17 protein-coding genes and 1 other annotated feature (1 of these 18 only partly in view) are annotated in these 20,631 nt (G+C 44.2%); of the genes, 8 read left to right on the top strand and 9 right to left on the bottom strand.

What is annotated here, in order from left to right:
* Positions 1 to 136: a binding site (T-box leader), on the bottom strand; it reaches 74 nt to the left of the window's first position.
* 230 nt (positions 137 to 366) lie between these two features.
* From DWX61_RS04590 to DWX61_RS04610, 5 genes are all read right to left on the bottom strand, one after another.
* Positions 367 to 1,152, bottom strand: coding sequence for an HD domain-containing protein (locus DWX61_RS04590; RefSeq protein WP_118624049.1), 786 nt, complete (start codon positions 1,150 to 1,152; stop codon positions 367 to 369).
* Positions 1,153 to 1,361: 209 nt separating this feature from the next.
* On the bottom strand, positions 1,362 to 4,010 hold the full coding sequence (locus DWX61_RS04595) for a family 78 glycoside hydrolase catalytic domain (protein WP_118624051.1): 2,649 nt from the start codon (positions 4,008 to 4,010) through the stop codon (positions 1,362 to 1,364).
* A 103-nt stretch (positions 4,011 to 4,113) separates the two neighbouring features.
* Positions 4,114 to 4,956 (bottom strand): AraC family transcriptional regulator, encoded by an 843-nt coding sequence (locus DWX61_RS04600; protein ID WP_118624053.1) that lies wholly within the window; start codon positions 4,954 to 4,956, stop codon positions 4,114 to 4,116.
* A gap of 235 nt (positions 4,957 to 5,191) precedes the next feature.
* Positions 5,192 to 5,917, bottom strand: coding sequence for an RNA polymerase sporulation sigma factor SigE (gene sigE, locus DWX61_RS04605; protein ID WP_118624055.1), 726 nt, complete (start codon positions 5,915 to 5,917; stop codon positions 5,192 to 5,194).
* A gap of 16 nt (positions 5,918 to 5,933) precedes the next feature.
* Positions 5,934 to 6,785: a sigma-E processing peptidase SpoIIGA gene (locus DWX61_RS04610; protein ID WP_173753892.1), complete on the bottom strand. Its 852-nt coding sequence runs from the start codon at positions 6,783 to 6,785 to the stop codon at positions 5,934 to 5,936.
* A 297-nt stretch (positions 6,786 to 7,082) separates the two neighbouring features.
* On the opposite strand from DWX61_RS04610, the gene DWX61_RS04615 reads away from it, so the two are divergent.
* Positions 7,083 to 7,949: a shikimate dehydrogenase gene (locus DWX61_RS04615; protein ID WP_022427354.1), complete on the top strand. Its 867-nt coding sequence runs from the start codon at positions 7,083 to 7,085 to the stop codon at positions 7,947 to 7,949.
* Position 7,950: 1 nt separating this feature from the next.
* Here DWX61_RS04615 and DWX61_RS04620 read toward each other — a convergent pair whose 3' ends face one another.
* Entirely contained in the window at positions 7,951 to 8,919 is a 969-nt protein-coding gene (locus tag DWX61_RS04620; protein ID WP_118624057.1) for an ArsR/SmtB family transcription factor, read from the bottom strand.
* A 379-nt stretch (positions 8,920 to 9,298) separates the two neighbouring features.
* Between DWX61_RS04620 and DWX61_RS04625 the strand changes: the two genes are divergently transcribed.
* Genes DWX61_RS04625 through DWX61_RS04655 form a run of 7 tightly spaced genes read left to right on the top strand, consistent with a single transcriptional unit; the run spans position 9,299 to position 16,985 of the window.
* Positions 9,299 to 11,068: a glycoside hydrolase family 2 protein gene (locus tag DWX61_RS04625; RefSeq protein WP_118624059.1), complete on the top strand. Its 1,770-nt coding sequence runs from the start codon at positions 9,299 to 9,301 to the stop codon at positions 11,066 to 11,068.
* A gap of 11 nt (positions 11,069 to 11,079) precedes the next feature.
* Positions 11,080 to 11,907 (top strand): alkaline phosphatase family protein, encoded by an 828-nt coding sequence (locus DWX61_RS04630; RefSeq protein WP_118624061.1) that lies wholly within the window; start codon positions 11,080 to 11,082, stop codon positions 11,905 to 11,907.
* 33 nt (positions 11,908 to 11,940) lie between these two features.
* Positions 11,941 to 13,068, top strand: a complete 1,128-nt coding sequence (locus tag DWX61_RS04635; protein ID WP_118624063.1) for an extracellular solute-binding protein — start codon at positions 11,941 to 11,943, stop codon at positions 13,066 to 13,068.
* A gap of 16 nt (positions 13,069 to 13,084) precedes the next feature.
* The gene (locus tag DWX61_RS04640) at positions 13,085 to 13,939 is read left to right on the top strand and encodes an ABC transporter permease (protein WP_182433948.1); all 855 of its coding nucleotides are present in this window, start codon (positions 13,085 to 13,087) and stop codon (positions 13,937 to 13,939) included.
* A complete protein-coding gene (locus DWX61_RS04645; protein ID WP_118624067.1) occupies positions 13,936 to 14,715 on the top strand; it encodes an ABC transporter permease in 780 nt (259 codons plus the stop codon). The genes DWX61_RS04640 and DWX61_RS04645 overlap by 4 nt, the downstream gene beginning before the upstream one ends.
* Before the next feature lie 12 nt (positions 14,716 to 14,727).
* Positions 14,728 to 15,732, top strand: coding sequence for an ABC transporter ATP-binding protein (locus DWX61_RS04650; RefSeq protein WP_118624069.1), 1,005 nt, complete (start codon positions 14,728 to 14,730; stop codon positions 15,730 to 15,732).
* Between the two features lie 29 nt (positions 15,733 to 15,761).
* Complete coding sequence (locus tag DWX61_RS04655; protein ID WP_118624071.1) at positions 15,762 to 16,985, top strand: MFS transporter; 1,224 nt, start codon at positions 15,762 to 15,764, stop codon at positions 16,983 to 16,985.
* Between the two features lie 67 nt (positions 16,986 to 17,052).
* Here the strand turns inward: DWX61_RS04655 and thrS are convergent, their stop codons facing one another.
* The 3 genes from thrS to DWX61_RS04670 form a co-directional block, all read right to left on the bottom strand.
* Positions 17,053 to 19,014, bottom strand: a complete 1,962-nt coding sequence (gene thrS / locus DWX61_RS04660; RefSeq protein ID WP_118624073.1) for a threonine--tRNA ligase — start codon at positions 19,012 to 19,014, stop codon at positions 17,053 to 17,055.
* A 422-nt stretch (positions 19,015 to 19,436) separates the two neighbouring features.
* Positions 19,437 to 19,919: a YdcF family protein gene (locus DWX61_RS04665; RefSeq protein WP_118513106.1), complete on the bottom strand. Its 483-nt coding sequence runs from the start codon at positions 19,917 to 19,919 to the stop codon at positions 19,437 to 19,439.
* Positions 19,919 to 20,419, bottom strand: a complete 501-nt coding sequence (locus DWX61_RS04670; protein ID WP_227573728.1) for an SEC-C metal-binding domain-containing protein — start codon at positions 20,417 to 20,419, stop codon at positions 19,919 to 19,921. Before DWX61_RS04670 ends, DWX61_RS04665 begins: the two co-directional genes overlap by 1 nt.
* Positions 20,420 to 20,631: the final 212 nt, after the last annotated feature.

Raw genomic sequence — 20,631 nt, forward strand, 5'->3', positions numbered from 1 at the left:
CGCCGGAAACACACGCCACGCTTCAATCACGCAGAGCTCCGAGGCCGGTTCCACAGTTCACGCACAGGATCCTTCCACCAAAGCAGATCCCTCTCTGAGATAATTCCCTGTGTACTATTCTCATCATCGCCGTATCTTTGATATATTTTAGGTGAAAACCGCCTCAAAGTCAACCCCAAACAAAAAAATATAACAAGTCTTTCTGCTATGAGTTACTGCTCACTCCGTTCTCAGTAACACGCTTCGCGATGCACAGAATTTATGCTAATCGCATAAATTCGCGCGGTATGTCTCGGGTTTTCTGTGACCTTCGCTCACAAAAAACACCTCGCGGAACATTGCCAGTGAACAGTAACTTCTATAATCCTATTCCTTCACAGACACAGCCGGCATCTCCAGATACCTGTTCAGATCTTCTGTGAGAATATGGAGCTTAGTTCTGGTATCCTGCTCCTGGTAAGTCAGCCGGCCTGCGATCCTGGTGATATAATCCTCTTCTTCGATGATCTCACAGGTCTCAGGAAAATTAATATCATAATACTGAGCAAGATAAGATACCCAGTAATCCACCGGCACATGTCTGTCTGAGGATAATACGGATTCTCTTCTGAGACAGGATTCCCACACTGCCGGTGAGATCAGCCCTTCCCCGGCAGTCTCTTCTGATACACCAAGCATGGCTTCTATTGATGCTTCCAGCTTCACCCGGCAATTATCCAGCTTATCGGCATCACGGATCAATTTTGCATGGAAAAGCGTTCTTGCATCGTGGATTCCTTCCAGTTTGAAATCACTGTGCTTCCGAATTGCTGCATTGATCAGTTCATCAAATTTATCATCCTTCACGAAGCGCCGGATCAGCTTCTCCTCCCCGAAAAGAAGTTCTGCACCGAACACTGCATGATCCATGGTTCCCGGCTCAAAGCTGTGAAATCTACGGATCTGCTCAAAACGGCCAATATCATGAAGCAGACCGATCAGCTCCGCAAGTTCCACATCTTCATCGGAACATTCCATTTTTCTGGCGATCTCTCCTGCGTATTTCACCACTCCATAAGTATGTACGATCTTCAGATAGATCTGTTCATCCTCCCGGTCGTACTCATCCAGATATTTTTCGAATTCCTGTTTTGCATGTGCAATGTCGATCATTCTGCCACATCCCTTCTTTTGTTCATTCTGTAGTTCTGTAAACACTCTGTATTTATTATACCGAAGGTCTCTGACGAATTCTACTGTATTTCCCGGAATTTTAAATCTTCTCTCTGCCTCCTGCTCTGGTCAAAAAAGACAGCTGCCCACAGCCTATCTTCCGGATAGGCCTGGCAGCCGCCTTTTCTAAAAAATACCTCTCTTTTTTCTTATCTCACAAAATGGATCTCATAATCTCCGGATCCGGTCTCTGCCTGCATAAATCCGTCTGCGGCTGTGAAGTTAAGTCCATCTGCGGCTTTCACTTCCTTTGCACCGTCCAGGCAGATAGTTGCAGTTGTATTTGCAGGTATGGAAACATGCAGAACCGTCTCTCCCGGTTTTTCTTCCCAGAAGCTTCTTACCGGTCCGTATACAGAACGATACTCAACCTTTACATAGTCCAGGTTTCCACCCATTCTCGGATAGATTACTGCATGTTTGTATCCCGGTTCCTTCTCATCCACCTCAAGACCTGCCATCACACGAACCAGCCACTCTCCGATAGAACCGTAAGCATAGTGGTTGAAGGAGTTCATATCTGCACTCCACATGGTTCCGTCCGGCTTCAGGCCATCCCAGTGCTCCCAGACTGTAGTTGCGCCCATTTTTACCTGATACAGCCATGATGGGAAATCATCTTTCAGAAGCAAGTCGTAAGCTTCTTTTACATGTCCGTTCTGGCTTAATGCGTGGCAGAAATACGGAGTTCCCACAAATCCGGTTACAAGATGATCGTTCTCTTTTTTCAGAAGTCTCAAAAGCCCCTGAACGGTTTTCTCTTTATATTTTTCCGGTACCAGTTCGAAGTACAGTGCCACGATATGTGCGGTCTGCGTCTGTGCTGTCATCTCACCGTTTTCATCAAAGAAGGTTCTCTGGAATTTATCTACAACTTTATTGTAAAGATCTGTGTACTCTTTCACGTCCTCAGTGCATCCCAGGGCTTCTGCTGCTTTTACAAACAGACCTGTGGAATATGCAAAGTATGCCGTACAGGTCAGATCATTCGGTGTTGCACCGAAATAGCTGCCTTCCTCAGCATCCAAAGCTACCCAGTCACCGAACTGCAGCTTGTAGTTCCAGATATAATCCACAGAATATTCTCTCATAAAGTTGATCCAGTTCTTCATGCTGTTGTACTGGATCTTCAGAATCTCTTTGTCACCAAACGTCAGATACATGGTCCAGGGATTGATCACAGCCACATCTGCCCAAGCTGCTGCAGAATGACTTCCCTGCTCAAGGAGCCAGTTATCCCCTTCGTTTCCGGAAATGATATCCGGAACAACATGGGCAACACCGCCTTCCTCTGTCTGGTCTGCCTCCACATCACGGAGCCATTTTCGGTAGAAGGAATAGGTATTTTCAAGGAAACATGCCGTACGGCAGAAGATCTCTGCATCACCGGTCCATCCAAGACGCTCATCTCTCTGCGGGCAGTCTGTGGGAACATCCACAAAATTGCTCTTCAGTCCCCAGAGAATATTATGTGCAAGCTGATTCAGATCCGGATTCGATGTCTCAAGGAATCCTGTACGCTCCATCTTGGTATAGATGGCATTTGCTGTGAAATTGTCAAGGGATGGCTCACCTGGAAAGGAAACGATCTTCGCATAGCGGAATCCCATAAATGTGAATGACGGACGGTATGTGATGGTTCCGTCTTCCCCGAATGTATACTGAAGAGATTCCTTTGCCCCTCTCAGGTTATCCAGATATACATTTCCTTTGGAATCCAGCACCTCAAAGCAGTCCAGACGGATTACATCACCTTTTTTACCTGCTGCGGTAACCTGAATAAGAGCACTCATATTCTGGCCGAAATCAATCACCATATCTCCCTGTGGTGTCTCAAAAATTTTTTTTGGTTTTACTTCATCCATAAGGGAAACCTTTCCGCTTCCCTGTCCGGTAAGAACGGAAAAATCGTAATCCAGTTTACGGACCGGCTTCCACTGTCCGGCTGTACATCCGGCCTCTGCCCATCCTTTGATCTCTTTTGCTCCGTCGTAGATCTCACCATCGTAGATCTCCGCAAACACAACCGGTGCATCTGCACCGCTCCAGCTCTCATCTGTCACAAAAAGATCTTCGGTCCCATCCGCATAACGGATCACCATCTGCGCCAGAAGTGCCGTATTCTCTCCATAGTGATTTCTGTTCTTTTCAAGGCCTTCAAATCCCATTTTACCTTTATACCAGCCTGCTGCCAGCACGGCACCTGCCGCATTTTTGCCTTCTTTCAGGTAATCCGTTACTTCGTAAGTCTGGAAGCAAAGATGTTTACGGTAGGATGTCCATCCTGGTGTCAGTTCATCATTTCCAACTTTTCTGCCATTGAGATAGAAATGATACAGTCCCAGTGCAGTTACAGATACATAGGCCTCTTTTACAGGTTTTTTCACTGTAAATTCATTTCTTACATAGGTACCCTTGGAGTTATCTTTATCTGCCTCTTCCTCTGCGGATACAAACACCGCTTTCCACTGACTGTTATCCAGAATTCCTGTGACAAACGATGTCTCTGCCCATTCTGTTTCTTCTCCGTTGGCAGTTACTTTTACACGAGCAAAATATTTCTTCTGGGATTCAAGTTTCACATCCTCAGGAATGATCTGCGCAGATGCATCACTGTTCACTCTTCCGCTTTTATAGATTTTTTTCTCAAAAGCCTTATCCTCAGCAATTTCCAGTTCCCAGGTATCCTGGCGCACATTTCTCTTATCACTTTCTAATGTCCAGCTGAACTCCGGAATATGTGTGATTCCAATCTGTTCTTTCTCATAATCCATACGGATCTCATTGATTTTCAACATAGGTTCTACCCCCGATCTTCCATGATATTATCAGTTCTTACAGAGATGGTAACAAAAAAAGCGTCATCCTTCAATAACGCTTTTTCATCAAAATATTAACCATTTATAAGGTGTTTCGATATTCTTTCCGATACTGCGCCGGTGTACATCCCTCTGCCTCACGGAATTTCCGGTAAAAGAAATTCATATTGTTGTAACCACACAGTGGAATCAGCTCTGAAAGCGGCAGTTCCGTTGTTTCCAGAAGCATCCTTGCTTTTTTCAGGCGCTGTTCCTGAACATGTTCCACAAAGCTTCTTCCTGTTTTTTCTTTCAGAAGAGCTGTGAGATAATTTCCATGCATTCCAAATGCCCTTCCCATTTCCGGAAGTGTGCATGTTTCGTAATTTTTTTCGATATAGGAAAGAAGCTCCAGGATCTGTACCTCCTTTGCAACAGATGCCTGTTTCTTTGTCTCGTCACGCCAGGTCCTGAGAAGCTCTGTAAACAGAATGATCACATAGCTTTCCATCACCTCTTCCATACCGATATCCCGGGCATAATACTCAGATATGATCTGCTCCATGATCTCACCCACCCGGTTGTTCCCATGAGTTTTAAAATACAGATAATGCTTTTTCTTCCTGCTTCTGGTCACCGATTCCGCAAGGAACTCCGAAACTATTCCCTGGCGCGGCATCCGGCTCAGAAAGGCAGTGTCAAAGAATTCCCGGCTCATAAGGATATTTACCAGAATATCGTTTTCACCGCCCGCCTCGATCGCGTGCACTGCCTGGGTATCAAAAATACAGACATCTCCCTCGCTGGTAACGATCTTCTTCCCTTCTATGGTCTGACTGCAGCTTCCTGACCAGAGATAACAAAGCTCTATATAATCATGCTGGTGGGGCAGGACTTTCACATAGCGGTCCTGCCTGCTTACCACGATTTTTTCTCCCGGTGCCATAAACAGGCTTCCCTCAAAAAGATAAGTTCCCTGGCCGGCCTTTGCAGTTCCTCCAGGGAAATCCCTTCCAAAATTTCTTTTTCTCTTGGTGTTATCTTTCTCAGATAACGGTCAAGCTCTTCTCTGTCCATCGTATTTCTTCAAACTCCTCGTTTACCGGAAAATGACTGTTTCCGCTCTTTTTTCCAATATAACACGTTGTCCCTGTCCGGTAAACTGTTTTTTCCGGTTTCTTCTATTCATACTTTACGATTTCTTTCCGCAGCCGCTTCATGATCCGCTTTTCCAGGCGGGAAATGTAGGATTGCGAAATTCCTAAAAGATCCGCTACCTCCTTCTGTGTTTTCTCTCTTCCTTCCCGGTTTCCGATCCCGAATCGCAGACGGATGATCATCTGTTCCCGCTTTGTCAGTTTGCTGATGGCTTTTCCAAGAAGTGAGATCTCCACCTCATCTTCCAGACGTCTGGAGATCACATCGTCATCCGTTCCCAGGATATCCGAAAGCAGCAGCTCATTTCCATCCCAGTCCACATTCAGCGGCTCATCAATGGAAACCTCCATCTTTGTTTTACTGTTTCTCCTCAGATACATCAGAATCTCATTTTCGATACATCGTGATGCATAGGTAGCAAGCTTGATATTTTTTACCGGATCAAAGGTATTGATAGCCTTTATGAGCCCTATGGTTCCGATGGAGATCAGATCCTCCACACCTACCCCTGTATTGTCAAATTTCTTTGCAATATAAACCACCAGCCGTAGATTGTGCTCGATCAGAACCGACTTTCCTTCTTTTTCCTTTTCTGTTCCCAGCATTTCGATCACTTCAGCCTCCCGTTCTGCTGACAACGGCGCCGGAAGGATATCATTTCCACCAATATAAAAAACCTCTCCCGGACGATTGAACATAAATTTCCGGATCACCTGAAACGGATAGGATCTTGCAGCTGCTCTGTTCATAACAAAAGCCCCCTTCTCAATTTAATAGTCTGGAATTCAAAAGTATCTCGTACTCTTCTCCCAAAGCTGAGGGCTCGGATGTTATGGCAAGCACCGGTTTTCCTACATGTATCACCCTTCCGGGAGTCTGGATCAGAAGTTCATCAAGGATCACTGCCAGCAGCAGTCCCTTTTTTCCATCTGCGGTATGACAGCTCAGAAAATGCGGCTGCAGGCTGACAAATCCTGTATTTTCCAGTTCCTCTGGTTTATCTTTTATATCCATCAGTTTTTTCACCTGCTCTTTCGATATCAGGCTTCCCAAAAGTTCCTGTTTGATGATCGATACCGGCTGTTTTTTCACAGGATCCATAAGGAGATTTCCGGTATCATAAAAGCCGTATGTCTGCTTCAGCTTCCCCTGATATTTCAAAGTGACCGGGAAAATATTTCTTCTTCCAAACCGGAAGGTCTCGGTCACACATCCCAGGGTATAAAGTGTGCCATAAATCCCTGACAGAAAAAGCAGAAATATTTTCACTGTCATGGTTCTTTCCGTTTCCAGTGCCTGATAGATCCCGCCAACCACAAAAGCTGTGAAATACAGAGCCAGAATGGTTTTTGCAAGAAGGCCGCCTTTTTTCAGTCGAAAAGCAAACGACGCCATAAAAAAAGCGCAGCCGCCATGGATCAGTACAGCGGCAGGAAAAATGATCTTAAAAGGTGCACATACAAGCAGGCAGGATACAAAAGATCCAAAGGCAGCGGATATCACACATCTTCTGCGTTTCCCGTCAAGATGCAGAAATTTTCCTACAAGTCTTAAAAGCATGTAATCCATAAGGAAATTCGTCATAAAAACGATATCTATGTATATCCTCTGATACATAAGCTTCCCCCACTGCTGTTTCGTCTGCCATCGATTCTCAACTTTGGTAAGTGCATTTATTATAGGGCAGGCTCTTTGCATATTTTGTCAAATCCGGATGTCGATTCTTCAAACTTATCGGGTCATTTCTGTCTGTCTCGACATTTATAGTTTTTTTCTATGAATCAGCGACAAAAATGTATAAATTTCCGTACAATATTTGTATTTGTTGATTTTCGCACTTTATAGTGCTAAAATATTTTTTATTATATTTCGTAAAGAAATTCTATTTTATGAGATACAGGAGGGAATCGAACAATGATCAATATTACCGGACATACCGGGCTTACCGGCCTTCTGGGAAGCCCCGTCGCACACAGCGTATCACCTTTAATGCACAATGAGGCATTCCGTTATCTTGGACTTGATTATGTGTATCTCTGTTTTGATGTAACAGAGGAGACCCTTCCCCAGGCTGTGGAAGGACTGAAAGCCTGTGGGATCAAGGGCTTTAACCTGACCATGCCAAACAAGAATAAGATCGTGGAGCTTTTGGACGAGCTTTCTCCCACTGCCCAGCTGATCGGAGCGGTAAATACCGTACGCAACGACAATGGAAAATTAAAGGGGTTTAATACTGATGGTTATGGATTTACCCAGTCTGCCAGAGATGCCGGCTGTGATGTAAAAGGACGAACCATCACCGTTATGGGCGTCGGTGGTGCCGGAATGGCGATCTGCGGCCAGTCCGCCCTGGAGGGGGCAAAAAAGATCCATGTTTTTGCACGTCCTACCAGCCGTTACTGGGAGCGCGCCGCTGCCATGGCAGAAAAAATGTCTCATATGACAGAATGTGAGATGATACTTCATGAGATGGATGATCACACTGCGCTGAAGGATGCACTGGAGGAAAGCAATCTCCTCATCAATGCAACTTCTGTGGGAATGGTTCCGGATGTGACAGGCACCGTGATCCCGGATAAGACTCTGTTCCATCCGGAACTTACCGTAGCCGATGTTGTGTATGAACCAAGAGAAACCAGACTCCTTCGGGAAGCCCGGGAAGCCGGATGTCCAACCTTTAACGGAATGTACATGCTGCTCCACCAGGGTGTAAAGGCTTTCCACATCTGGACCGGACTGGACATGCCGGTTGAGCTCGTCCGGGAGAAATATTTTAAATAAATTAATATACGATTCTCATATTGATTCCCTGAGGGAAATCCCCGTATTTTTCTCCAAAAAGATTCAAGCCGCCTTTGTTTCCAGCATCCGGGCGCACTGCAAGTTTCAGCGAAATATACGGTTTTCCCGAAAGGCGGATCATTTCCAGTATATTTTCATTATTTACTTTAATTTCGTTTATATAACATCCATCTTCCCTTAGAGAAACGCTCGTCATAAACCCATACTGTGTCAGCCCCATCGGCCACACATTCGGAGTTAGCCTTCCCCTTCTTGCCCCCATATCTCCCGGGCATGTATAAATTCCCACTGTCTTTTCATTGACAGAAATTGTGATATCGGAGGGCCACTGTGCATTATATCCCGGTGCTTCCGAACATATTTCCATGAAAAAACTCAGTTCCCGGATATTCCACAGCGGATTGATCTTGTTTGGAAACCGATATTCTATATACCCCTGACAGAACCAGATCAACTGTGCTTTATGTCTGTCCGGAGAATAAAAGGATCTGGGATCATCAAAGGTATCGATCACACCATCCATTCCCGCCAGACCGCAGGACGGTTCCACTTGAAAATCCGCATAATTTCCAATGGGCATTTCATACACCAGCGTATTTTCTGTCGCATTGATATCCGTATCATAAGCTTCCAGATGAAACGAAATAAAATCACACATACATATTCTCATGGAACCATGAATTCCCGGCTGACTTTCCGTAGAAACCAGATGCGCTTTTTCTAAGCAGCTAATGTGCATAGCTGTAGAAGACAGGGGAATTCCCAGTCGTCTGGAAATTTCCTGTAATGACAACGGATGTACTTTAATCAGATTAAGGATATCAATCCGAACCGGTGATGATAGTGCCTTACCGATAGCCGTAATCCAAGGTTTATGACTTTCTGTTGACAGATTTAACTCCAGTTCTTTTTCTGTTGTGATTCTCTGATTTATTTTTTCTTCTGACATTTTTTCCCTCCTTAGTAAATATTCTGCCCTTTTTTCAATTTCAGGATTCATGTAATGAATATCTGCTTATCTTTTCTTTTGTTACAATTATTTTGAAACAATATTCATTTTTACAAAAATATATACAAATTGCATTATATATTCTTGTTATAATTAGAGATTTTTGTCATTTTGCATTAAAATCATTGATTTTTCCGGATTTTATAGCTACAATTATAAATATAAAAAAGAGGAAAGCATATTTATTATTTTGTTTTTCATCCTTTTTCAGTAATTATGTAATAAATTCTATCAACCCTATTATATGGCAGCCAACGTAACCTGACAACACCCATTACGGATATTTCAGCATTATTTTACCAGAAGAAAGGATCTGCCTATGAGAAATGAATATCCGCGTCCCGACTTTGTCCGGGATAAATGGATGACTTTAAACGGTTCCTGGGAATTCCTGGACGGAACATCAGATACTCCCGTTCAGATTCAGGTTCCATTTCCACCTCAGAGCAAACTCAGTGGATTTGAAAAAGAACTTATCTCTGACAAAATCGTATACCAGCGTACTTTTCGCATTCCGGCAGACTGGGCCGGCCAGAGGATCATCCTTCATTTCGGTGCAGTCGATTACAAATGCAACGTATTTATCAACAATCACTGTATCGGTTTCCATGAAGGCGGACAGTCTTCCTTCTCTTTCGACATCACAGATTTTCTTTCCGACAAGGATACGGTACTCCAGGTAGCTGTAACAGATTACCTTCATGACGAAACCATTCCAAGGGGAAAACAGTTTTGGAAATCTTCCAGCGAATTTATCTGGTATACACAGTCCAGTGGCATATGGCAGTCGGTATGGCTTGAACCGGTAAATGACTCCCATCTGGAATGGATACATTTCACTCCGGACATTGATAAGGGCATTGTTGAAATTGCATATTCTGTTTCTGACGCCGCTTCTTTCCCCTGCGATTTAGAATGGAATATTACCTTTCGTGAACATCCTGTTTCACATGGTTGCCTTACTGTTTCAGAAAAGCGTGGAAAGATCATCGTTGATATTTTCAAAAGCAAAGCTTTACGTGGTTCTTTCCATTTTACCGGATGGTACTGGTCCCCGGAACATCCGAACCTGTTTACCGCAGACATTTTTCTAAAATCCGGAAACACACTTCTGGATCACATTGTTTCTTATTTCGGAATGCGTAAGATCCAGGTCCGGAACAGTAAAGTATATCTCAACAATCAGCCTTATTATCAGAAATTACTGCTGGATCAGGGCTACTGGAAAAACGGTCTGATCACCGCACCTTCCCAGGAAAACTATATCCAGGATATTAAAAAAGCCAAAGAAATGGGCTTTAACGGCTGCCGTAAACATGAAAAAACAGAAGATCCCGTTTTTCTTTACTGGGCTGACAAACTTGGTTTTCTTGTATGGGAAAGCACCGCCAGCTTCTGGAGTTTTTCGACACAGTCCGCCGCCATTTTTTCACAGGAATGGGCTCGCACCATTCACAGGGATTACAATCATCCCTGTATTATCTTATGGAATATGCTGAACGAAAGCTGGGGAGTTCCCGCTCTTTACAGCAACCCTCAGCAACAACATTTTACCCGTTCCCTGTATCACCTGGCCCACAGCCTTGATCCGACCCGGCTTGTAATCGCCAATGACGGATGGGAAATGACCGAAAATGATATCTGTGCTTTTCACTCCTACAAACACGGTTCCTCCAATGATTCTGATTCCCTGCTTGCTTTTTCTACAGGCCTGAAATCTCTTTCCGGTCTGGAAAAGCTGGTGGAAAAACCACTTTTTGCAGAAGGATTTGTGTATGAAAATCAACCGGTCATGCTCACGGAAGCAGGCGGGATTTCTCTTGGTACCAGATGTAACCCTGACAGCTGGGGATATTCTGACACAGACAGCGAAGAAGATTTTCTCACTGCCTACAGACACGTAATTCAGTCCATTTATTCTTCTGATCTGCTGTGCGGTTTCTGTTACACACAGCTGGCAGATATCCAGCAGGAACAAAACGGGCTTCTAAATGAAGATCATCAGTTTAAAATTGACCCTCAGAAAATACGGGAAATCAACGATTCCAGAGAAACTACCACTTCATTTTCCACGATTGAGGACTGTTAAAGGAGGTCTCTATGAATAAAACAGTGTTTATCCTTCTGGATGCCTGCCAGTACGAAGCCGGCACACGAAATCTCGGATATCTGGAACACCTGATTGATTATCAGAAAGGTGCCAAATACAAAGTAAAAGGAGAGCTTCCTTCTCTTTCCCGGCCAATATATGCAACATTGCTTACCGGAACTCCTGTATATTCTCATGGCATAACTACCAACGATGTTCTAAAAACCCTGAACTGCGACAATGTGTTTTCTCTCTGCAAAAAGCATGGAGGAAAAACCGCCGCCGCCGCATACCACTGGTTCGGAGAGCTCTATAACCATATTCCATTCTGCATAGAGCATGACAGAATACAGCTTCAGTCTTCTGAGACCATCGATTCCGGAATTTACTACTGGGATGACAGCTATCCGGATTCCCACCTTTTTGCAGACGGAGAATTTCTTCGTCAGAACCAGAATCCTGATTTTCTGCTGATCCATTCCATGGCCATTGATGATCAGGGGCACAAACATGGAGCAGGCTCCAGAGAATACGAAGAAGCCGTCGCTATTGCCGGACATATGATTGCCAATCTGCTTCCTCTTTGGCTGGATTCAGGATATAACATTGTCATTACTGCCGATCACGGAATCAATGAATTTGGAATCCACGGTGGAACAGATTCACCTCAACGGGATGTACCTCTTTACATTTTCAGTGATCAGGTAGTTTCCGGACGTTTTGAAAGTAATTATATTTCCCAGCTTTCCATTGCACCTCTTCTATGCCGGCTTCTGAACATCCCGTCCTCTCCGGACATGATGACTGAAATTCCGATCAGAATGGCCGAGACCATTTAAATAACCACATACCATAACAAAGGAGGTTTACCCATGAAAAAACGAACTTTATCTTTACTGAGTACCGCATTAACCGCAGCTATTTCCGCGTCCATGCTGATCTGTGCCGTTCCCGTCAGCGCCGCTGACAACGCAAAAGTTGTTTTAAACGGCGAGGAAATGAGTCTTGACGATCTGATCAAAAATGCGCAGAAAGAAGGAAATCTTCAGTCTGTCGGAATGCCTGATGACTGGGCAAACTGGAAAGGTTCCTGGGAAGCGATCACCGATACTTATGGCATCTCTCACGGAGATGTGGATATGACTTCTGCAGAAGAGCTTTCACAGTTTGCAGCTGAAAAGGACGACCCTACCAAAGATATCGGTGACATCGGTCTTTCCATGACCCCGGAAGCCATCAAACAGGATGTCATCGGTACTTACAAAGCTTCCACATGGGATTCCTTCCCTGACTGGGCAAAAGACCCGGACGGACGCTGGATCATGACTTACACAGGATCCCTTGCATTTATCGCAAACACAGAATTCACCGATGGCAAATGCCCGACATCCTGGGAAGAAGTAAAGAGCGGAGATTATCTCGTATCTGTCGGAAATGTTCTTGGTGGCGCGGCATCACAGGTTGCAGTTTTATCCTGCGCCATCGCAAATGGCGGATCCATGGACAATGTACAGCCCGGCATTGATTATTTCAAAGAGCTTGCAAAAGCCGGACGTCTCGACACCGGTGATACAACTTCTGCCCGTCTGGCAAGTGGTGAAATGGTATGCTGCGTAGGAAACTATGATTACTCGGTTCTTGCATGGAGAGATAATATCATTGCGGAAAATCCATCCATGGAGCTTGATATTACGATTCCATCCGATGGCTCTGTAACAAACGGTTACGCCCAGATCATCAACAAATATGCTCCTCATCCAAACGCAGCCGGTCTTGCCATCGAATATCTCTGTAGTGATGAAGGTGCCATCAACCGTGCAGAAGGCTATGCCCGCCCAACTAAACAGGATGTAACTCTTCCTAATGATGTTAAATCCAAACTTCTTGATGATGATCTTTATAAAAACTGCACAAACATTTCTGATGTGGATGCATTAAACAATGCCTGTGCAAAAATCGCTGAATTGTGGGAAAGAGAAGTTCTTCCTCTGGTTCAGTAATATGGAGGACTGCCAAATGAAAAAAGTTCGTAACCTTCAAAAGCTGATACCGCTTCTTCCGCTGCTTTTGCTGGCCATACTGTTTATCTTTCTGCCAATTATAAGCATGATCCAGAAAAGTTTTTTATCACCGGAAACGGGCGCTTTTACATTAAATAATTACAAAAACATCTTTACGGATTCCATTTATCAGGTAGCAACCAGCAACAGTCTGTATTTGTCCTTTACTTCTACGATTATCGGTCTGGTTCTCTCTTTTCTCATTGCCTGGGCAGTTAATGAACTAGGCAAAAATGGCCAGAGCCGGATGTTATCCATGCTGAATATGGTATCAAATTTTGCCGGATTACCACTTTATTTTTCATTTGTCGTTATTCTCGGAAATACCGGAATTTTTGTACTTGCACTGCGTGCGATCGGTATACAGCTGTCCACGGTTTTCCGTCTGTATTCTATTCAGGGGCTTTTGCTGATGTTTATTTACTTTCAGCTGCCCCTGGGCAGTCTGATGCTGGTTCCCGCTTTTCAAGCAGTGGATTCTTCCTGGAAAGAAGCCGCCGAAATCTTGGAAGCCTCTCCTTTTCATTTTTGGACAAGGATTGGTATTCCTGTAATGCTTCCAAGTCTTCTCGATACGTTTGCCCTGCTTTTTGCAAATGCGATCACAGCTTACGCCACTGTTCTTCTTCTGGTAACTACCAGCATCCCGCTTCTTCCGGTAAAGATCACAACCATGTTTACCGGCGAAATGACACCGCAGAAAGAAATGGGATCTGCACTTGCCATATGGATGATCCTGATCATGCTAGCTGTTATCTGTATCTGTAATCTTCTGAAAAAACTCGCTTGTAAAGGAGGGGAACAGGTATGAAACGTAAGAAAAAAATGCCCTATGTTATCATTACCCTTGCCAGCATTTTCCTTCTGATTCCGTTTGCAGCAACGCTTATCTATTCCTTTACCATAGGATGGACAAAGCTGTTTCCCGCAGGCTGGACATTCAAATACTGGATACAGGCATTTACAGAACCCACTCTGTGGCCGGCTATCCTGCGCGGAATTCTGATCAGTATTCCACCAATCCTGATCTGCAACATTGTTGTGATTCTGGCACTGTATACCTCCGTTGTTTATTATCCAAAACTTGAGAAGTACATCCAGACGATCTGCATGATTCCCAACTCCCTGAAAGGTGTAACCATCGCGATTCCGGTTCTGGCGCTTTACGCCGGTGGCGTTACCTTCTTTTCCAATCGTATGGTCATGCTTGTATGTATCTACAGCATTTCTATTCTGCCTTTTGTTTATCAGGGAATCCGTAACAACCTTCACGGAATCAATGTTACCCGCCTTCTGGAAGCAGCCGAGATTCTCGGTGCCGGAAAGCTGTATGCTTTTATCCGTATTATTCTTCCAAATATGCTGGCCGGTATTCTGGTTTCCTCACTTCTGGCACTTTCTACTGTTTTCGGTGATTTCGCCGTCATTAAGATCATCGCAGGAAACAAATACGAAACCGTTCAGATGTTACTGTACAACAGCCGACTGATCGTGCTTCAGTATCAATGCGTAATCGTAATCATCATGTTTACAGTTACTCTGATCATTTCACAGCTGGTTTTTAAATTTCAAAACAGAAAGAGATAAGGGTGGTATAAAATGGCATATATTGAATTCAGAAATATTCATAAAAGTTTTGGAAATAACGAAGTCCTCAAGGGCATTGATTTTTCTATTGATGAGGGAGAATTTGTTACCCTTCTCGGACCCTCCGGCTGTGGAAAAAGCACCCTTCTTCGCTGCTTTTCCGGACTGGAAACAGTTACAGACGGAGAAATTTATCTTGACGGAACCAACATTACGGATTTCACCCCAAAGCAGAGAAAAATCGGTATGGTCTTTCAGCAGTACAGCCTTTTTCCAAATATGACCGTACGCCAGAATGTTGCCTTTGGTCTTCAAATGCAAAAAAAAGATAAACGTTTCATCGCCGAGAAAGTAAAAGATGTTCTTTGTACTGTAGGTCTATCCGATAAACTGGATCAGTATCCACGTCAGCTCTCCGGAGGGCAGCAGCAACGTGTTGCACTGGCACGTGCCATCATAATGGAACCAAAAGTTCTTCTACTTGATGAACCGTTAAGTGCCATTGACGCGCTTCTTCGAAGAAATCTGCAGGTAGAAATCCGAAAAATCCAGCAAAATCTGAAAATGACTACTATTTTTGTTACACATGATCAGGAAGAAGCCATGGTTATGTCTGATACTATCCATCTTTTTAACGTTGGAAAAATTGAACAATCCGGTTCTCCTGCAGATATTTATACACATCCTCAGACAAAATTTGCCGCAAACTTTATTGGGCATTACAACATTTTAAGCCGCACTGATCTTCAGAAACTATGCGGATGTTCCTCAGATTGTGATTTTGTTGCCATCCGCCCGGAAGCTATTCTGATTACTTCCGAAATTCTGGATGATGCAGTTCGATTCCAAGGAAAAATCACCGGCGTAATGCTTCGCGGAACCACTATTTCCTATACAATTGACTGCAACGGCATTGAGCTTCGCGCAGATGCCCTGTTCGAAACCAACAGACAGCGAAAGACCGGCGAACTCCTTCATCTCCAGATTTTAAAAGAAGATATTCTTCACCTTCATTAAATACTCCTTTATTTTTCCGGAGGTATCTCATGAACAAACTTGGCAAAATAAAAAATTCCAGCACAGCATTTTTTCTTTTCCTGCTGTGCTGGATTGCCTATTTTACAGCATATATCGGAAGACTGAATTATTCCTCTGCAATGTCCGATATGATTCAAACCGGAATTCTTACCCAAAGTCATGCCGGTTTTATCAGTATGCTTTATTTTTTCTCCTACGGCTTTGGTCAGCTCCTCAACGGCATTCTCGGAGATTGGCTGCCGCCTCAGAAAATGATCTTTACCGGTCTTTTTCTAGCTGCGGTTATGAATTTTCTCATGCCTCTGATTTCTCTTTATCCTTTCATGGCCGCAGTCTGGGGAATCAACGGTTACGCTCAGGCTATGATCTGGCCTCCCATCATCCGTATCTTCTCGGAAATGCTGGATAGTCGCAGAAAGCTTAAATACTCTATTGATATTGTTTCTTCACAAGCATCCGGAACTCTGGCTTCCTATCTCCTTTCTGCTATCATCCTTCATCTGTCCGGATGGAAATCTGTATTTACCGTTGCTTCCATACTTCTTTTTATCGTTGCGCTGGTCTGGAAAGTGGGTTTTTCCGCTGTATGCAGACAAACAGACATCGTCGGCAAAAATATTTCCGACTTTTCTGTATCAGAAAAGTCACCATTCTTGGGATTGATCCGAACCAGTGGAATCTTCCTGCTTTTATTCCCTATCATGATCCATGGAATGTTAAAAGACGGAGTTACCACCTGGGTTCCCACATACATTTCCGAGAATTTTCTTACTTCCCCTTCTTTTTCTGTACTAATTACCACATTACTTCCTATTTTCAATCTTGCCGGCGCTTATCTTGCAAGATATGTATATATTAAATGTCAGAAAAACGAAACGCTTGCTGCTGCTGTTTTTTTCGGAATTTCTACTCTTTCCCTCACTTTACTGTGGATGCTTGGACATATTTCCATTTTTCTCACCACTGTTCTTTTTGCCCTTACTACCACTTCCATGATGGCAGTTAACACCCTATATGTCAGCATCTATCCGTTGCGATATGAAAAGCAGGGTCGTGTGGCTACCATTTCCGGTTTTCTGAATGCAGTTGCGTATATGGGAACTGCCATTTCTACTCTGGGAATCGGAATCTTGGCAGAGCACACCAATTGGAGCATTACCGTAGGTCTCTGGGTTCTTTTTACAGCAGGCGCATTCTTCAACTGTGTTTTATGTCGCAACATTACAAAATAATTTGCTGCGTCAAAAATCCCGCCGACAGTTTTAACAATCTGCCGACGGGATCTTTTTCGTTTATGATTTATTTCTTTTCTTCCTGAACCTCGATCTTACGGATAGTCTTATTCTTGATCTCCTCTTTGATAAAGGTAATGAACTCTCCGAGATCTTTCATGCCTTCATCTCCAAGATAACGGCTTCTTACGGAAACCTTGCCTTCCTCTTCCTCTTTTGCACCGACAATGAGCATGTACGGTACTCTTTCAAGACGTGCCTCACGGATCTTGTAACCCATTTTCTCGGAACGTCCGTCAACGGAGCAGCGGATTCCGGCTTCTTTCATCTCGGCCTCAACCTTCTGCGCATAATCATTGAATTTCTCGGAGATTGGGATCACACGAACCTGCTCCGGACACAGCCATGTCGGGAACATTCCTGCGTATTTCTCAATGAGCCATGCCAGTGTTCTCTCATAGCATCCCATGGATGTACGGTGGATGATGTACGGACGCTGTTTGTCGCCATTCTCATCGATATAGTACATATCAAACTGCTCTGCAAGAAGTGCATCCCACTGGATTGTGATCATGGTGTCTTCTTTTCCGTATACGTTCTTTGCGTTGATATCAACCTTCGGTCCGTAGAAAGCAGCTTCTCCTACATCTTCTGTAAACGGAATATTCAGCTCGTTCAGCATCTGGCGGATATGACCTTCTGTCTCCTCCCATACTTCCGGCTCACCGATGTATTTCTCTTTATTTTTCGGATCCCATTTGGAAAGATGATAGGTTACATCCTCCTCAACACCAAGTACCTGGAGACAGTACTGGGCAAGTGCGATACAATCCTTGAACTCTTTTACCATCTGATCCGGTCTTACGATCAGATGTCCCTCAGAGATCGTAAACTGACGAACTCGTGTCAGGCCGTGCATCTCACCGGAATCCTCGTTACGGAACAATGTGGAGGTCTCTCCAAGACGGATTGGCAGATCACGATAGCTGTGCTGCTCTGCTTTGTATACATAGTACTGGAACGGGCATGTCATCGGACGAAGTGCGTAAACCTCTTTATCCTTCTCCTCATCACCAAGTACGAACATACCGTCCTTGTAATGATCCCAGTGTCCGGAGATCTTGTAAAGATCACTCTTTGCCATAAGAGGAGTTTTTGTTCTTACATATCCACGCTTTGTCTCCTCATCCTCGATCCAGCGCTGAAGCTCCTGCATCATGATCACACCGTTTGGCATGATAAGCGGAAGTCCCTGTCCGATCACATCTACAGTTGTGAAGATCTTCATCTCACGACCAAGCTTGTTATGGTCACGTCTCTTTGCCTCTTCCATCTGCTCCAGATGCTCTTTCAGCTCATCCTTTGTAGCATAGGCAGTTCCGTAGATACGTGTGAGCATTGCATTCTTCTCGCTGCCTCTCCAGTATGCGCTGGAAGAAGAAAGAAGCTTAAATGCTTTCACACCTTTTACGCTCATCAGATGAGGTCCTGCGCAAAGATCTGTCCAGTCTCCCTGGGAATAGAAGGAAATCTCTTCGCCCTCCGGAAGATCCTCGATAAGCTCAACCTTATATGGCTCGTTTTTCTCCTTAAAGTATGCAATAGCATCTTCACGGGATTTTGTGAAACGCTCGATCTTAGCGCCTTTTTTGATGATCTTTTTCATTTCTTTTTCGATGGCGTCAAGATCCTCCCGGGAAAATGGCTCGTGGTCGAAATCATAGTAGAAGCCTGTATCAATGGATGGTCCGATGGCAACCTTTGCCTCCGGGTATAAGTTCTGTACAGCCTGTGCCATTACGTGAGATGCTGTATGGCGGAGAACTGCAAGGCCCTTCTCGTCTTTCGCTGTGAGGATGTTCAGTTCACAGTCACTGTCAAGAACGGTACGAAGATCTACAACCTCTCCGTTTACCTCTCCTGCACATGCTGCACGTGCGAGACCTTCGCTGATGTCATAGGCGATATCGATCACAGATTTTGCTTCTGCGTATTCTTTTTTTGAGCCGTCTTTTAATGTAATGATCATTGTTTTTTTCTCCTTTCATTTTAAATGAAGTTTCTATGATACACAGCATGTGTCTGCTTTTGCAAGAGATTCTGCAATAAAAAAATCCCTCACAGTACATCACATACTGTAAGGGACGAGTTCATTCATTCTCGCGGTTCCACCCTGCTTGCTCTGCTGCCCGGTCATGCCAGGATACAAAGCCTCTCAATTATGATGATAACGGAATCACCGGACCGGATTGGGGCCACTCAGAGGTAGTCTTCGGCTGTTTCCCGATAAGATGTTTCCAGCACTTCACATCTCTCTCTGTAACGTTTCACAGCTTACTCGTCTCGTCAGCGTGTTTTTTATTTCTTTTTCTGTGGTTCATTATAAGCGCAGTATTTTTATTTGTCAACGCATGTTGACAAAATTTTTGAGATTTCTCTTCTCGCACAGATCTACAGATTTCCCATGAGTTTATCTTTGATAATGGCCAGAATCTCACGGGGAATGTAGATAAAAAGACGCCAGCTTCGATACCGGGAAGGTACCATTATCACTTCCCGAAAGCCACATTTTCTCGCAATGGCCGCGCCCCTCCATACATGAAAATTGTTCGTCACCACGCCTACGGAACAGTCTGTGTTTCCAATCTTTCTGCAGCTGAATTCCAAATTCTCTTTCGTACTGGTGGATTCCTCTTCCCGTATCAGTCTGTCCCCGTCTATTCCGTGACCGGTAAGATAGCGATACATAGCCTCTGCCTCGGAAATATTTTCTCCATCACCTTTTCCTCCGGAGAGCACTGCTTTCGTCCCCGGATTTTCTTCAAGATAAAGAAGAGCCCTTCTGGCTCGTTCCAGAAGGGCAAGTGTCATCCGTGTTCCGTCCACATGGGCACCTAACACGATAATGTAATCCAGATTCTTCTTTACGCTCATTATCTTCCGCAGCAGTGTTTGTATTTCTTGCCGCTTCCGCATGGGCACGGATCGTTTCTTCCGACCTTGTGCGGTTTCACAACTGTGCCGGATTTCTTCTGCTCCATGTAGAGAGTTTTCTTTTTCTCTTCTGTGAAGATCTTGTCCCACTGAGGAAGGTTGTAAAGCCAGTCAGCCTTGGCATCTACCATGTTCTTATAGAGTGCCTCTTTATCAAATGCAAGGTTTACCTTGGTATTCTCATCCATGGTCTCGATCGGGTTCGGAACCTTCAGACTGTCATTGATTCCGTCAAGGAAACCAACCATAGTCATAACATCCTGACCGTATTTCTCAGCAAGCTCTTTTACAGTTCCGGAAACAACCTCATCCGGGTTCTCAAGAAGCTGCTCATAAATATTCTTTTCAATGTTAAAATAATTTGCCCAGAAGCGCTGAAGCTTATTCTTATCTGCATTCTGATTATAAGCAATGGAACGCCACTGCTCAAGAATTGTCATATCGCTCATTGTCTGATCCTCTTTTCCAAAATTTTAGATAAATAAGACGGAGATTTATATTCCGCTTCGCAATTTCTACTTATTATATCATCTTTTGGCGAAGAAATCAAATATATCTGTTTCATATCCGAGTTATTTTATCACACTGAGTTACTGTTCACTCCGTTCTCAATAACACGCTTCGCGATGCACAGAATTTATGCTGATCGCAT

Origin of the sequence: Ruminococcus sp. AF20-12LB (genome assembly GCF_003478985.1) — a bacterium.
GTDB lineage: Bacteria > Bacillota > Clostridia > Lachnospirales > Lachnospiraceae > Blautia_A.